The organism is Citrobacter sp. W9 (genome assembly GCF_026719375.1).
Classification (GTDB): Bacteria; Pseudomonadota; Gammaproteobacteria; order Enterobacterales; family Enterobacteriaceae; genus Citrobacter; species Citrobacter werkmanii.
The window spans coordinates 416,016-432,728 of record NZ_JAPPTE010000001.1 but is presented as its reverse complement, the minus strand read 5'-3'; the positions used below and the strand labels follow the sequence as shown (position 1 = coordinate 432,728).

The 16,713-nt window shown below is 50.5% G+C and carries 9 protein-coding genes; 3 read left to right on the top strand and 6 right to left on the bottom strand.

Going from position 1 to position 16,713, the window contains the following annotated elements; genetic code table 11:
* Positions 1-286: 286 nt before the first annotated feature.
* Together OOJ59_RS01960 and OOJ59_RS01955 are read left to right on the top strand one after the other, a co-directional pair.
* A complete protein-coding gene (locus tag OOJ59_RS01960; RefSeq protein ID WP_085047570.1) occupies positions 287-865 on the top strand; it encodes a helix-turn-helix transcriptional regulator in 579 nt (192 codons plus the stop codon).
* Positions 866-1,059: 194 nt separating this feature from the next.
* A complete protein-coding gene (locus OOJ59_RS01955) occupies positions 1,060-10,398 on the top strand; it encodes an autotransporter outer membrane beta-barrel domain-containing protein (protein WP_160956074.1) in 9,339 nt (3,112 codons plus the stop codon).
* Between the two features lie 144 nt (positions 10,399-10,542).
* Here OOJ59_RS01955 and OOJ59_RS01950 read toward each other — a convergent pair whose 3' ends face one another.
* The 6 genes from OOJ59_RS01950 to rclA all read right to left on the bottom strand — a co-directional run bounded on the left by OOJ59_RS01950 (position 10,543) and on the right by rclA (position 15,573).
* Positions 10,543-11,310 carry a putative bifunctional diguanylate cyclase/phosphodiesterase gene (locus tag OOJ59_RS01950; RefSeq protein ID WP_268063324.1) on the bottom strand — a complete coding sequence of 256 codons (768 nt, stop codon included), beginning with the start codon at positions 11,308-11,310 and terminating at the stop codon, positions 10,543-10,545.
* Between the two features lie 99 nt (positions 11,311-11,409).
* Positions 11,410-11,706 carry a helix-turn-helix domain-containing protein gene (locus OOJ59_RS01945; RefSeq protein ID WP_268063323.1) on the bottom strand — a complete coding sequence of 99 codons (297 nt, stop codon included), beginning with the start codon at positions 11,704-11,706 and terminating at the stop codon, positions 11,410-11,412.
* A 306-nt stretch (positions 11,707-12,012) separates the two neighbouring features.
* On the bottom strand, positions 12,013-12,708 hold the full coding sequence (locus tag OOJ59_RS01940; protein WP_085047572.1) for a flagellar brake protein: 696 nt from the start codon (positions 12,706-12,708) through the stop codon (positions 12,013-12,015).
* A 568-nt stretch (positions 12,709-13,276) separates the two neighbouring features.
* Positions 13,277-13,837 (bottom strand): reactive chlorine resistance membrane protein RclC, encoded by a 561-nt coding sequence (rclC, locus tag OOJ59_RS01935; RefSeq protein ID WP_160956075.1) that lies wholly within the window; start codon positions 13,835-13,837, stop codon positions 13,277-13,279.
* A gap of 11 nt (positions 13,838-13,848) precedes the next feature.
* Entirely contained in the window at positions 13,849-14,079 is a 231-nt protein-coding gene (rclB, locus tag OOJ59_RS01930) for a reactive chlorine resistance periplasmic protein RclB (protein WP_319022736.1), read from the bottom strand.
* 168 nt (positions 14,080-14,247) lie between these two features.
* Complete coding sequence (rclA, locus tag OOJ59_RS01925) at positions 14,248-15,573, bottom strand: reactive chlorine resistance oxidoreductase RclA (RefSeq protein WP_268063322.1); 1,326 nt, start codon at positions 15,571-15,573, stop codon at positions 14,248-14,250.
* A 235-nt stretch (positions 15,574-15,808) separates the two neighbouring features.
* Between rclA and rclR the strand changes: the two genes are divergently transcribed.
* A complete protein-coding gene (gene rclR, locus OOJ59_RS01920; RefSeq protein ID WP_038638546.1) occupies positions 15,809-16,663 on the top strand; it encodes a reactive chlorine-specific transcriptional regulator RclR in 855 nt (284 codons plus the stop codon).
* The last annotated feature ends 50 nt before the right edge of the window (positions 16,664-16,713 follow it).

Below are 16,713 nucleotides of genomic sequence, written 5' to 3'. Positions count from 1 at the left end.
GGGCCCATTCTTGTGGTGATCCATAAGCGAAATCTATCAATCATCTGCTCAGAGGTGATATAAACGATTTATCTTAAATTTTAACAAAGTGTAATATCTACTTTCAGAATAGTTAATGCTTCAAATAAATACAGAAAATATCTGTTGAATCGGCAATAAATAAGGATACGTTCAAACCAAAGAACGTTATACGAGATTTAATTAACATTCCGCGCGTCGCAAGAAACTCTTTTTTCAGCCAGAAAAAAGAGGCGACTGCTTGCATTAAAATTTCAAGGAGATCGTAATGTCTAAGGCTATTTTTTTGGGTGATTCACTTTATCCCTGGCTAGGCATGCGAGAAATTCTACGTGGTTCATCATTATATATTGATATCACATACCACTCCTCTCAGACGTTTTCAGCAGTCAAGTTCCTGCCAGATGGCACGGATTACATCATTATTAATCCTGACAAATCAGATTTTTTAAAATATGCCCGGATTATCCGCAGCATGGCTATCCGCCCTGCCACAAAAATTATTGTTTTGGCAGATGAAGCCACCTTTTCTCTTTTTCAAACCGTTTGCGGGAAGAACATGCAATTACTCGATCAAGATGCCAGTCTCGATCGGCTACTGCATGCCGTTACACGTATCATACAGAATAAAAAACAAAATAATATCAATGCACTACATACTAAAATTACCGCAAACGAATTCAATGTCATGATGATGCTTGCCCGGGGTTGGTCATTGGCACAAATCGCCGGGGCGTCACAAAAAAGTGAAAAAACCATCGGGGCGTACAAAAGCAACATTGCCAGAAAGCTCGGCAAAAATAACACCCGGCTCAAGTACACCATTTCCCACTATAGCCAGCCGTAACTGACTTATTTAAGGACAATTATCACGGTTATTATTTAAATCTTTCCTTTCGGCTCATTTTTAATTCCGCAACGCTCGGAAGGGAGCCCTATTCCCAAAAATCAATATGCCGGGTAGCGCATCCGCGGGCCAATCATAGCCAACAACTCAACGTATTAACACATACATAACAGGAATGTAGACGAGGGTTATATATGAACAAAGTTTACAGCATTATTTGGAACGCGGCGCTCGGCATCTGGGTGGTCGTTTCTGAATTAACTAAAGGCAAGAAAAAAAGTAGTTCACGTAAAACTGTCGCCGTCCTCGCTGCTGGCGCATTAAGCGGAGCGTCGATGATGGCCTCGGCTGATCCGATTATTGATATCGGCGATCATAATATTTCTACTGACTACCAGCGAGGAATTTCCGCTGGCGTTTATGAGGGAATTCATAACTACGGCTTCTTATATGAAGATAATACCACTGGTCAGGCGCTCAATATCAGCGGCGCGATCCCGACGATTACCCCAGGCCAAAGCGGCGTTGTTGAGTCAACGACTATCCGGGAGCTGCTGCAAACCGGCAAAATCACGCTTAAGGCTACCAGCCCTGACCAGAGCGTAAAAACAATCTCTACGGTGGAAGAACTGGCAGAATACCTGATTCATACCCAGTCAGCGAAGCCTTCGCAAAGCACGAACTTTGATATTTTTGATCCGGCGCTCCCAGGAGAGCCAGAAACCATTAAAGTTTTTGATACCAGCGCGTTAGCCGGGTTTATCACTGAGTCACAAATCGGCGATGCTGTTTTAAATACGTATGATGCGCAACAAACGCAAATCTATAAGCAATTTGGCATCGCGTTGGCGACCAATGGCGCCACGGCCAATCTGAATATTGGCAACGATACGCTTCATGTACGTGACAAAGCCAATACCATCGAATTACTGGCTAAAGATTCCTCGCTGCTGGAAGCGCAAGGCGCCAACAGCCAGGTGAACTGGCAATCCGATAACTACATCAAATTTAACGCCGCCCCCGTTATTCCGACCAAAACGTTTAACGGTTCCAGGACGACCTCCGTATTTGGCGGCGATGTAACGCTGATGACATATGGCTATAACGACGCTGGCGAGGTTATCGAAACGGGGGAAAAAACGTTCTCAATTACCACGGCTGCGGAACTGGCTGAGTTCAATAGCTGGTTGTTAGGCGAAAGCGATGATGCCGCGCAAAAACCGGATGGACAAAAAGTCAGTCAGATCCAGTTGTGGCTGGATGTTGAAGACAGTCAAATCACAACCGTCTCCGCCGCGCAAGCGAAGTATGCTGAGCTGATAGATGACTTACTGACTTCAGGTAAGTCATCTGATGTTATCTCCTGGGATTACGACGTCTGGACCGATGGCGAGTCGCATAGCAATAACACGACCGCCGAACGCGGTGAGCTACACGCTATCTATGCCAACGGCGCGGGTACCGCCGGTACGTTGAATAAAGATGCGATGATCGCCGTAGACGGCAGTATTAATGGCGTGATGAAAGCCATTGACGGCGGGGTTATCACTAACCTGGGCGAACTGAACGCATTGCGTACCTCTACCGGCCAGAGCCTGGCAATTGGCATGCTGGCGAAAGATGCGACGGCAACCAACCACGGAACGATTAACGCCGGGCTGTTTATTGATAAGGACGGTAACCAAAACGTCAACAGCTACGGTGCATTTGGCATGCAGGGGCAAGGCACCAGCGTAATTACCAACGAAGGCACAATCAACCAGGCGATTACTACCGATAACTTCGGTACCGCTTCTGCTGCCGATCCCTGGAGTAAAGACGATCCCGAGACTTCGTTGACGCTGGCCATTGGTATGCAGTTGTCCAACGACGCGCAAGGCACTAATAACGGCGATATCAATATCGTCAACGGACACAAAAACAATAACCCCTTTGGTAACGGCACCGCCTTTGGCGTAGAAGTCGCGGACAACGCCACATTTACCAACACCCAGAATGCCTCTATTTACCTTGGCCGCGATGCTAATAATTCCTCCCAGGATGCCATACTGCCAGGCGGTTCCAGCCCAAGCGCCGGTATCATGACCAAAAGCGCCAAAGAGGTGATTAACAACGGTCTCATCACCCTTGGCGTCGGCATACGTAACGCCGCCGGGATCCTGATCGGCAATGCAACAGGTAATGTGCTGAATACCGGCACTATCGCAATCAATGGCGATGGCCGTGGAGGCACCAGCAAGAACTACGGCATTACTGTGCGTGACAGTGGCGCAGAGAATGGTCAGATCATTAGAAATGACGGCAAAATTAACGTTAATGGCAACAATAACGTCGGGATCCACGTCAGCGCCAATAAGAAAAATGCCGAAGTCACCACCAGCGCTTCTGGTTCTATCGTAGTAGACGGTGACGGCGGCGTCGGTAACCGAAACTATGCTATTTGGGCAGAAGGCGGCGCCAACGGTCAGGCAACGGTCAATGTCTATTCTGATATCACCCTGAATCAGACAGGTAACATCGGCGTACACGTGCGTGATAACGCCATCGCTAACGTCGATAGTCTGAGTAGCCCGGCGTTCAACAACACCGATCAGATTGGTTATTACCTGTATGGTAAAGGCGCGACCGCCAATATTGGGCAGGCGGTGATGAATGACAACGGCCAGGATCGCACCACTATTTTCCGTATCGCCAATGGCGCATTGTTGGCCGGTAATACGACTAACCCGAAAGATCAGTCCACTTCTGACCTGAATCTGACGCTCAGCGGCAACAATTCTGTTGGCGTGCTCGCCACCGGCGCAGGCAGTAGCGTAGATACCGGGGAAGCGACGTTTACCGTTAAGGGCACCAACTCCGCAGCGCTGGTCATCGAAGGCGGCGCCAACGGTACCATCAGCGATAAAACCACCATCAATTTAACCGGTGAAAGCACCGTTGCCGGGGTGGTGGATGGTCAGGCGCATCAATTGAATGGCAACACGCAGGGGAATGCCACGAGCACCACCCTCACCTCAAACGCGAAGATTACCTCTGAAGCCAGCGGCAACAAGGTTATTGCCTATGTGGCGAGAAATCTGGGCAACCTGCTCCTCGATACCAAATCGATCATCGATCTGGCCAGCGTCGACAGCATCGGCGTTGATGTGCAACAAGGCGGGAACTTAACCAATAACTCCTCCAGCGCCCTGCATGTCAGCAACGGCATCGGCGTACGCGCCTCAGGCTCTAACGCGCAGATTAGTAAGCTGGGCAAAATTCAGGTTGATGATGGTACTGCTGGCGTTCTGCTGACCCAGGGGGCCAGTCTGCTGATCAACGGTAAAACTGGCGACAGCATTACCACTAATGGATCTGCTGACGGTATTCGTCTGGCCGAGGGTGCAGGCGCGCTGGCCGCGCAAAGCGTGATGATTCGCGCTGAGGGGACTGGTGCCGGTATTCAAAACGATGCCAACAACACCAATATCACACTGCGTGATGTCACTATCGATTCCAACGATGGTCCAGGGATCCGCACCAGCGTCGCGCTGACCATGAACGATGGACTGAACAACATCCTCAACGTCAACGGGAAAGGTACCGGTTTCGCCTTTGAGCAGCGCAATGGCGACGCGGTGACGGGCGATCTGACCATCGGCAAAGGCTATACCGTTGAGGTGCGAAACAGCGAAGGTAGCGGTATCCGCGCCAACACGGATGGCCAGGTCACGACCAGTGCCGACATCAACGTACATAACAGCGCAGGCGGTTCTGCGATCATCGCGAAAAACGTCAGCGCATTAACCAACAGCGGGAAGATTATTTCTGCCAGCACGACCTCACCGGTGATTGACGCCAGCGGCGACAGCAAGAAAAAAATCACCAATACCGGTACCCTTCAGGCCATCAACGACACGGCAGTGGCTATTCAGTCTGGTAAAGGCAATGACACCATTGATATCAGCGGCGGTATCACCAGCGGCGTAATCAATACCGGCGAAGGCAGAGATACCTTCAACTGGCGCAGCGGTTCCTATGCGGGCGAAGTGAATTTCGCTGGCACTGGCGGCAACAATAAAGCCAACATCGGCAATGTAATACTGGATAAAACGCGCCACATCATTACCGCTGCGGGTACGGGCAATGCCCTCACCTTCACCAATACGAAAGATGCGAAGATTGGCACGCTTGCCAGCGACAACCTGAATACCGGCACCAACATTGGCACCGGCTGGGATTCCCTGACCATCAGCGGATCAAACGCGGATGTACGCATCGTTGAAAACCTGAGTCTGGCGAGCAAAACCCTTGCCGTAAACAATGGCGCAACGCTGCGCACCGGCGATCACGTTGAGCCGACCAGTACTGCCGCCAGCATTGGCGATTACGATGTGACGACCCAGGGCGCAGGCAGCAGGGTTATCTTCGATACCCTGGGAGATGCGTCAGCGGCGCAGATCTATCGTGGCATCATCAGCGGCGACGGGAAATTTGAACGTGCGGCGGGCGGCACCACGGTGTTTACCGCCAACAACAGCTACACCGGCTCTACCACCATCGCGCAAACCGGTACGTTGCAGTTGGGTGACGGCGGCAATGAGGGCGAAGTCAGCGCCGTATCTGACATCATCGACAACGGTGTGCTGGCGATCAACCGCGCCAACAACGTCCTGCTCAACGGGGTGATCTCCGGCATCGGCGCGCTGCAACAAATCGGCGGCGGCATTACCCGTCTGAACGGCAATAACACCTATACCGGCGACACCACCGTCACCAACGGTACGCTGCTGGTGAATGGCGATCAAAGCGCGGCGCGCGGCGCTACGACCGTCAGCGGCACATCCACACTTGGCGGGAATGGCATTATCGGCGGCAATGTATTGATGAACGATGCCACCACCCTCAGCGCGGGTGATGGCGGTGCAGGTACGCTCACCATTAACGGTAACTTGCAGCTTGGCAGCAAAACGACCTCCGCTTTCGAACTGGGCAACGCTTATACGCCAGGCGGTGCGCTAAACGATCTGGTCAACGTCGCAGGCGATCTGCAGCTTGACGGAACCCTGGATGTTACCACTTCACAGGGTGGTAACTTCGGAGCGGGCGTATATCGTATCTATAACTATGGCGGCAGGCTGGATAACCAGACGCTGGAGCTCGGCGCAATACCAGACAGCCAGGATAAAAGTAATATTTTTGTCCAGACCTCTATCGACAAACAGGTCAACCTGGTGAATGCCAACGGCGTTACCCTGCAGTTCTGGGACGGCGCAACCGTCAATCAGAGCCATGGCGCATCGGGCATTGAAGGCAACAGCAAAATTGACGGCGGCGATGGCAAATGGATGGCGATCGGCAGCCAGGGAGACAACAACTGGACTACGGCAACCGGTGAAGGTAACGCCCCCTGGGCGCAGAAATCCTTTGCCGTCTTCACCACCAAAGGCGGAACCGTTACCGTGGATAACGCCGCGGGAGAAGTTAACTTCTCCGGGGCACAGTTTGACGCCGATGGCTATATCGTTAAAGGTGATGCGCTTAACGCGTATGCCACCACAGAAAACGCGACCCATGCAGGCCAGACACCAGGCACCGGTGAACTGCTGCTGCGCGTTGGCGCCGGTGGCGCGGGTCAAAACTATACCGCGGCCATTGAGTCGGTGATCCGCGAAGCCAGCACGACTGACAAACTGACGCTGGTGAAAACCGACCTTGGTCGTCTGATCCTCAGCGGTGATAACGAGTATCGCGGCGGCACGCGCATTGATGGCGGTACGTTGCAGATTTCCTCTGACAGCAACCTCGGCCAAAGCGGAACCGATCTGGTTATTAACAACGGCTCCACCCTGCAGATGGGTGCGGACCTGACCAGCAATCGCACTATCGAGCTGGGAGCGAGTGATAACGCGGCGGTGTTTGACCTCAATTCACGCCACTTCACGCCAGCCGGTGAGATTACCGGCGACGGTAAACTGAAAGTCACCAGCAGCTCAAGCGATGCGGGCAGCACCTTGTCGCTCGATCGCGCCAACAGCTACAAAGGCGATACCGAAATCGCCGGTACGGGTAATGCCAACAATGTCACGGTCAACGTCAGCAAAACCGGGGCCTTTGGTAGCAATGAAAGCAGCACCGTGAACGTCAATAAGGGGGCGACGCTCAATGTCAGCGGGACAGAGACCAGTCTGAAATCCCTGACCATGAACATCGCCGACAGCCTGTTAACGCTGGCGGATAATGTCACCGCCGCAAGCGCCAAACTCAACCTGACTGGCGCTGCAAAAGCGCTGTTAACCGACAACGCCACCGCAGGCAACGCGACGGTTAACGTGGCAAAAGACAGTACGCTGGCTCTGGAAGAGAATGCCAGCGGCGGCAATGCCAGCGTGAATAACAGCGGACTGATGACCTTTGCCGACCTGGCGATGGCGGAAAATACCGTCGTTAAAAACCTGGTGGGCGGTAAGGTCGATATCAGCGCGGTCGACAGCGCAACCTCTATCGGCTCGTTGTCCGGCGCGGGGAATGTCGAATTGGGCAATAAAGCATTGTCGCTGGGGAATCTGCAACTTGATGACACCATCAGCGGCATTATCAGCGGTAACGACGGTAGTCTGGTGAAAATCGGTGACGGCACCTTAACGCTGACAGGCGATAACACTTACACCGGCACCACGGACGTCAATGAGGGCGTGCTGCTGGTCAACGGCAACCAGTCTGCCGCGACCGGTCAGGTAACGGTTAAATCCGGCGCGACGCTCGGCGGGAACGGTATTATCGGCGGCGCGGTTGACGTGCTGGACGACGGTCATATTACAGCTGGCGCCGCCATCAACAGCGTGGGTAAACTGACCACCGGTTCACTGACGCTGAGTGATAACGCCCAACTGGATTATCAGTTTGGTCAGGCTTATACCCCAGGCGGTGCCTTCAACGACCTGATTGATGTGAATGGCGACCTGACGCTCGACGGTAAGCTCAATATCGAGACCTCTCCGGGCGGCAGCTTTGACGTGGGCGTTTACCGCGTCATCAACTACACCGGCACCTTGACCAACAATGTGATGGACATTGCCAACGCGCCGGAAGCCGCAGACAGCCTGTACGTGCAAACCTCGGTTAACAACCAGGTTAACCTGGTCAACCATGCCGGACTGACGCTGCGCTTCTGGGACGGTACCGGCGGTGAGAATGGCGAGCTTAAAAACAACGGCGTCATCAACGGCGGCGACGGTATCTGGCAATCCAGCCAGGGTAACGACAACTGGACCACGGATGAATCCACGCCAGAAGGCGCGCTGAATGCACCGTTTACCGATGCCGCCTTCGCCGTCTTCCAGGGTGAAGCGGGCAACGTCACCGTCGATAACAGCAAAGGCGACGTTATCATCAGCGGCGCACAGTTCGCCACCGATGGCTATCGCGTGGGGGGTGAGGCCATTACCACCGACACAGCGAACACGCTGATTCGCGTCGGCGATGGCACGGTAGACGGCGCAAACTACACCGCAACTATCGACAGCGTGATCCGCGGTACCGGCGGCCTGAATAAAGGCGATCTCGGGACGCTGATACTTACTGGCGACAACACCTACAGCGGTGGAACCACCATCACCTCAGGTACGTTGCAGGTGGCGGGTGATACCAACCTTGGCGCGCCAGAGACGGGGATTACCTTCAACGGCGGTACGCTGAAGTATGGCGAAGCATTTGATACCGCCCGTCAGGTGACGCTGGAATCCGGCGGCGGGACATTCGATACCAACGGACATAACGTTTCCCTGCTGACGGAAGTCGAAGGTAATGGTCATCTGACCAAAACCGGTAAAGGCTCCCTCACCCTGACGCTGGATAATACCTACACCGGGGGCACTACCATCGAACAAGGCGTTTTACAGTTGGGTAATGGCGGTAACATCGGCAGCATTCAGGGAGATATCGTTGATAACGGCGTACTCAAGGTTGATCGCGCGGATACCCTGGCGTTAACGAGCAATATCAGCGGTAAAGGCCAGTTGCACCAGACCGGCAGCGGTATTACGGAACTGCAAGGTGAAAACAGCTACAGCGGCGCAACGTTGATTGCCAACGGCGTACTGCAGGCGGGTAATGCCAACACCCTGAGTAGCGCGTCACACCACTACGTTGTCGCTGACACCATGTTGAACACGCAGGGATACAACCAGACCGTCGCAGGCCTGAGCAACGGCGGTGATGTCTCGCTCATCGGCCAGCAGACTGGCACAACGTTAACCGTCAAAGGGGATTACGTCGGCGAAAAAGGGATCATCAACATGGCGGCCATTCAGAATGGTAGCGGTGCAGGTATTGCCGACCGTCTGATTATTGATGGCGGTAAAGCCAGCGGGAGTACGCTGCTGGACGTTGATGGTTCTGGCCTCGGCGCACCGACCGTCGGGGATGGTATCGAGGTGGTCACGGCCCTCAATGGCGCCACCACCACCGCGCAAACGTCGCGCGACGCCTTCCACCTGGCCGCCGATCGTATGGCAGCAGGCGCGTTTGAGTACCAACTGCATGCGGGCAATGCTCAGGGTCAGGGGGAAAACTGGTATCTGAGAAGCGAATATCGTCCGGAAACCATGCTGTATTCAGGCCTTGCCAGCGTCGTGCGTCAGGGTGACATTAGTCTGCTGGGTAACATGCACCAACGTATGGGCGACGAGGTTAAACCGGGCATTGATGAAGATAATCGCGCCTGGGCGAGAATGCTTGGTTACTCCGGTAAAACCAAACTGGACGATGCGGCCGGGACGCAAACCAGCTCCCATACTATGGGTATCCAGGTCGGCGTCGATATGTATGCTAACGAAAGCTGGAAAGCCGGGATGTATACCAGCATCCTTGACATCGACAGCAATGTGAAAGGCACGAAGACGGGTAGCGACGGCAAAGGCGGAAACATCGATGACAATGCGTTTTACGTCGGCGGTTACGCCACCTGGTTCTCGGGCGACGGGATGTATGTTGATAACGTCCTGCAGTACGGTAACCATAAATCTCGCCTGGCGGCGACCGGGAACAACGGTTCTTATACCGTCAAAGGCAACACGCTGACGGCGTCAACGGAGGTGGGTAAATCGTTCCGTCTGGGTTCAAGCGCCTGGAGTCTGGAACCTCAGGCTCAGTTAATCTACCAATACAGCGATTTTGATAATGGTCGGCTTGATGGTGTGACCCAAACGAAAGTGAAAATGGATACCGCTGATTCCTTTACCGCCCGTCTGGGCGTACGTCTGGTTGCTGACTATGACACCAACCATGGCAAATTCCAGCCGTACGGCAGGGTAAACGTCTGGCAGGGTCTGGGTTCAAAAGACAAAACGCACTTTAGCAATGCGGTCGCCACCACCACGCTCGAATCCTCACAGCAGTACTCCAGCACCGAAGTTGCGGCCGGTCTGTCCTGGTCAATCGACAGAAACGTGCAGGTCTACGGTGAACTGGGTACGCAATTCAGCAACGGTGGCAGTAAGTCGCAAGTTGAAGCACCGATCAATGCTTCCATTGGCTTTAAGAAATCGTTCTAAGCAGTCATAAACTCACCAGCCCTCTGTTCTGCAGGGGGCTTTTTTTTGCCTTTCAGGGCTGCCAGATGCGCTACGCTTATCAGTCCTACGAACTTAACGACAACGCAGAACAATCAAGGGCTTGGGAAACGTAAAAAGGTGGGATTAATGATTATACTGCGTCAGGAGTAACGGGATTTCTTCTGCTAACACCGGCGGAGAAATGAAAAAGCCCTGAATTTTGTCACAACCAATCTGCGTTAAACGGTCCAGTTGGGACTGGGTTTCCACCCCTTCAGCAAGAACTTCAATGCCAAAATTGTGCGCCAGTGAAATAATGCCCTCAACAATCTTTGTCGATCGGGTATCGGGCTCAATGCCAGCAACAAATTCCTTATCAATTTTTAGGGTATCAAAAGGATACTTCAGCAGATAATTAAGATTTGCGTGACCGGTACCAAAATCATCAAGAGCGAGTTTAACCCCGATCTCCTTTAGCTCCAGCATATTGTTAACCGCTATCTGGCTGTCGCGCAGTGGTGACGTTTCCGTAACCTCAATTTGGCATCGATAAGGCGGTAGTCCACAGAGGGTGAGATTACGTCTGACGCGTTGCGGTAAGAGAGGGTCACAAAATTCAAGTGCGGAAATATTGATTGATAATACAAGAGGATCGGGCCAGGACGTCGCCACATCCCAGGGGGTATGGGTAACCATGTCTTCAATTGAAATGATATTGCCGCTGTCTTCCAATAACGTAATAAAAATATCGGGAGAGATCATCCCCATCTGAGGGCTGTTCCAACGCATTAATGCTTCAAATCCGCTAATTTGCTGAGTGTGCAAATTAAAAATGGGCTGATAAACCATATAAAACTGAATGGTATTCAATGCCTGTTCAAGCGCGGTGAGCACCTCGTTGGAATTAAACATTCCCTCTACCTCTACAAATCATAAAATTTAAAACCAGTCAGCATCGCTCCCGAATTATATCTACTATGATATGTTTTACATCAGAAAAGAATCACCAGACTAGGGTAAAAAAGACATCCGATGGGTGAATCTGACAATTAATTTATTTAAATCAGAAGTATTGTTCAGTCCCAACTTGGCGACGACGCGCATTTTATGAGCCTGAATGGTTTTATAGTTAAGGCTCACTAACTCAGAAATTTCTTTAGCGGTATAGCCACTTACCAGCAAACTCAGGATCTGCTGTTCCCTTTCGGTTAACCTTTTCTGCGAACGATACAGCCGGGGATTCCATTTCCCGACTGACAACGTCGCCAATTGACCGAAATCTCGCAGTGAAGATTTCTCAGTCAACACTATTGCTTTCTCAATATATAATAACTCCACGCATAATTTCGCCACCAAACTGTCAGCTACAATGACTACGACGTTATTATAGAACTTGAATCGATTTTTATTCAGAAACTGTACGACGTCTGAACACGGTTGTTCATTATTAATGATATTAAAAATCATGGTTTAATGCTGACATAATGATGACTGATGCAACATATCCTCAAACTGGAATGTTTGTACGGGTACATGTTTGCTGGTCAGGTAGGCGAACATACCGTTGCCCACAAAATTATCATTGCCACACATCAACATCCTGTTTACCGCTCCTTATAAGCTTCTGATCTTGTTACTCATTAAAAATTTGATAATAATTTTCTCGACTTCAGCCTCTTCACGACGATTTTTAAAATCGAACTCACACGAGATCTGATGACAGGAGTACAACTGATTATCCTCATCAAACTCATTGATCGTGACGACATCGATCACTTTTAAATCCAGCTGTAAACTGCCAAACGTATCAAACTCCAGTGAGGCATTTTTAATCACCGCATCTTTATAAACAAAGCGGGTATTTACATCTTTAACAATTAACGCACAGCCACCCTGAGAGATGTTTTTAATCCTGAAAGAGTAGTTTTCTCCGTTTTTGTAACGACCAAAACAGAAAAAGTCATAACCCTTCAGGAAGGAAAAACGCTGATTTTGTCGCTGCTGGGCAAAGAAAATCATATCCGGGATGAGGTAGGATAATCCTGCCTCCGCACCTGCGGGTGGGGTTTGTTCAAATCTGGCACTAAATTTTACAATCCCGCTTTCGCTGTGCAGGATAAAGTATTGGACCTTTTCAGGCACAATCTCTTCATGGCCGGAGATGACAAACCGTTCGAAATCGACCTTCTCTAGCTGTGTGATAACGCTACTGTTTTCGCATAAGACTTCCAGTTTCGTTTTCTTGTGCAGCTCTTCACGAAGGATAGCGATGATTTCAAACTTGTTGTCCTTTGCTAATCCAAAGCTCATTCTAAAACCCTTATTTCCATATTTAAGATATGTCCCGCTTTTGGTTACCCAAAAACGCGAGATCAGCATCCGCCCTGGTGCTTAATTACCATAGTGGATTCCATGTCAGACAGTTGGTTAAAAATTAAGTTTTTAACTATCTTTAGCCAATTATTGATACGTAAAAACATTTAATCAGGATAATTCTAGCTTAAGCCGCGCTTAAAACCACGCGAACTTATGGATTAACTATAACAAAAATGAATAATAATTTTATTTAAGATGCTGTTTTGAGATAACAAATAGCAAGAATTGCACAGAAAAAAACAAAGAAAAATGAAGGTGTTGGGATGGTTGGGCAATGCGCAGGTTGTCGCGCTTTTGTCGTCAGTGCGTATGATGCTTACATCTTCATATCATTAACTGCTAATACAGCCTGACGCGTGATTGTTATAAAGTGAATAATTACATTTTATATATTAAATAAATTTCCCTTAAGTCAGAAAAAAGCCAGCATCCTGCTGGCCCGGCAAATACCGAATAGAACTAGAGTGGCTTGCTACATTACAGAGGGTACAACGTTAAAAATTCAATACCTCTGCTTAATTATTGATCGAGATGAGTCTGCGATGATCATCACTGCTCCCGCCAGCATTAGCGTGTCTTTCAATACCAGACGCCCGGCCCCGGACAAGTACGGAAAACCATGATGTAAATCGCCCAACGGCATTACCCATGCCTCTGGTGTGGTAATCAAAAAGGATAAGGTAACAATCGGCGTGGCAAATGCCAGTATGCCGCCAATTAATCCCAACCAACGGCTAACAGGATTTGCCAGCACCAATAAAGCGATAAGAACTTCGACTACGCCCAGACCATTGGAGAATGTATAGGTATTATTCGCCGCCTGCCATTCACGCTCCTGTGGCTTAAACTCACCTTCGTGGGTTAAATGCTGCTTATACTCTTCTGGATGTTCATAAAAAAATGACATTACCGGGCTATTAGCAACAAATGGCGTAATACTGTCAGCTTCGTAAGGTACAAATTTTAATAACCCAATCCAGATAAAAACAATTGCAATGCTCAGGCGAATTAAGGTCAATCCAATTTTATCGCCCTTACTGAATAAACGCAGATACTTTTCCATGCAGGCTCTCCTCACTTGTATAAAATTGCCGTTGCGTGAGTGCTGCCATCAATGCGCATTGAGGTGATCTTCCAGGACGTTGCATTATTTTCCTGCGCCAGTTTCGCAATAGCATCCTCTATCTCGGAAGGCGCACCAGATATGGCAGACACGCTAACACGGACAACTTCGGTTTGCGCCAATGCGGAAAATGTCACCGGTGCAGTCAGTAACGCGGTCATTAGTAACGTAGTTTTAAACATGTTCATTCCTATTTCCATTAAACAGTGATTTCAGTGGCAATATAATAAAACATGCCAATTTATTTTATTTCATCCAGGACGCCAGAATAACTGTCAATGAGTATCCAGCCGTTAAAAAGACAAAAAAAGCCCCACACGGGTGGGGCAAACATGCAGACTACGCTTTTATTATTTAACGAGAGAAAAGAGATCGTTTAATGATTCACTCATACTCGGATGGGTAAATATTTGATCGCGTAAGGTTGTATAGGGTAATCCTGCATCCATAACCGTCTTGATGATATTAATCATCTCATGTGAATCCATACATAATAGCGAAACACCTAATATCTGTTTCGTTTCACTATCCACCACCGCTTTAAGTACGCCGCGTGTGTCATCCATCACTCGCGCACGCGGAATCGCCGCGACCGGCAGCGTGACAACCTGCACAGAAGCACCGCTGGCGCGAGCCTGTTCTTCGGTCATCCCCACGCGGGAAAGCGGCGGCGTCATAAAGACGGAATACGGTACATTTTGACGATCGCCGGTGTGACGTCTCCCCTCGCCTGACAGGTTGTCACGCACAATGCGGAAGTCATCCAGTGAGATGTACGTGAACTGCAACCCCCCGGTAACATCGCCCATTGCCCAAATATTATCTGCCGAGGTACGCAAATATTTATTCACAATAATTGCACCGCGGTCGTTTACATCCACACCCGCTTTCTGCAACTGCAGGTTTTCGGTCGCCGGTTTGCGGCCCGATGCCACCAGCAGCGCATCCACGGTCTGGACGCCTCCCGGCATTTTCACCTGTACCGCGCCGTCCCCGGACGAAACCGCCTGTACGTTGGCATTAAGGATAATCTCAACGCCTTTGTCGCGTAAAATCCTGGCGATAGCTTCGGCAATATCCCGATCTTCACGGGCTAAAAACAGCGGAGCGGCTTCATAAAGGGTAACTTTGCTGCCGAAGTTAGCAAACATTGATGCGAACTCCACACCAATGTAACCGCCACCCAAAATTCCCAGACGTTCAGGCCGTTGCGTCAAATTCAACAGCCCGGTGCTGTCAAACACCCCCGGTGTGGTGGTTAACCCTTCCACGTCTGGAACCGTTGACTGCGCGCCGGTATTAATAAAGATCTTCTCGCCGCTTAGCTCAATCGCGCCTGTTGACTGCACAACTCGCACAGTATGGTTATCGACAAACTCAGCACGACCGTCGATCACATCGACATTTTCCAGGTCGGCCAGATTATGGAAGTTTTTATCGCGCAGGAAACTGACAACGGCAGCCTTGCGCTGCATCGCCGCAGCAAAATCATGTTGAAGTTCAGCGTCATGTACCAGGGTTTTGGTTGGAATACAGCCGATGTTGATGCATGTCCCGCCATACATGGTGTTCGACTGTTCAACAATCGCCACCCGCCAGCCCGTTTTTGCCAGGGTAGCTGCCAGCGTTTTACCCGCTTTGCCAAATCCAATAATAATCGCCTGATACTGATTCATGCTCTCTCTCCGCCTGGTCACTGTTCATTTGTTGAACTGAAGTATAGGGGTAACCAGACAAGGGAAATGTATCCAGAACGCGCTTATTACTGTTAAATCGTCTAAATCACTTTTAACCTCTTTTCATGAAATACATAAGCATAATAAATTAACACCTTGAAGGTATTACTTTAATTTAAACTTGACGAGATAATTCCGCCAAACCAATAGTGATTAAAACTGCCCAGGAGTCTTCATGGATGCCCTTAGTCGATTACTCATGCTTAACGATCCGCAAGGCTCGATCGATCAAAACTGTTTGTTGAGCAGAAACTGGCAACTGCCGCATGCGGCGGGCGAGCTATCCGTTATCCGCTGGCATACAGTCACTCAGGGAGCAGCCCAACTTGACATGCCTGACGGGACATCTTTCACCCTGCGGCCAGGGACTCTTGTTATCCTGCCGCAGAACTCCGCCCATCGACTTTGCCAGTCAGGGGATGAACAAACGCATATCGTTTGCGGTAGCCTGCGACTGCACGCCACCTCACGCTATTTTTTAACCGCGCTACCGGAAGCACTGATTCTGGCGCCTGAAGAAAAGAGTCCCGTCAGCCATTGGCTCAAGGCCGTGATTGCGCTATTGCAACAGGAATCCATTAGTGGGCTGCCGGGTTCCAGCGCTGTATGCAGCCAACAATGCGCCACGCTGTTCGCCTTAGCCGTTCGTGAGTGGTTAACCAGAGCATCGCCCGCACAAAACGTGTTGAATTTACTGCTGCACCCCAAACTCGGATCTGTGGTGTTTTTGATGCTCGAATCACCGTCCTTTGCATGGAGCGTCGAAGAGCTGGCGAAGCGCGTACACATGTCGCGGGCCAGCTTTGCGCAATTATTCCGTGAAGTGTCAAACTCCACACCGATGGCGGTGTTAACCACTTTGCGCCTGCAATTCGCCGCTCAGATGTTGTCACGCGGATCGCAACCATTGATTGTGGTAGCTGAATCGGTGGGCTACGCCAGCGAGTCATCGTTTTATAAAGTCTTTCTACGCGAATTCGGCTGTACGCCGGGCGAGTACCGCAAACGCGTGAAAGCGCTGGAAGCATAGAGCTACGCCTGCTTCGGGGTACAAACCGAAGACAGGCGTATGATTGAGAA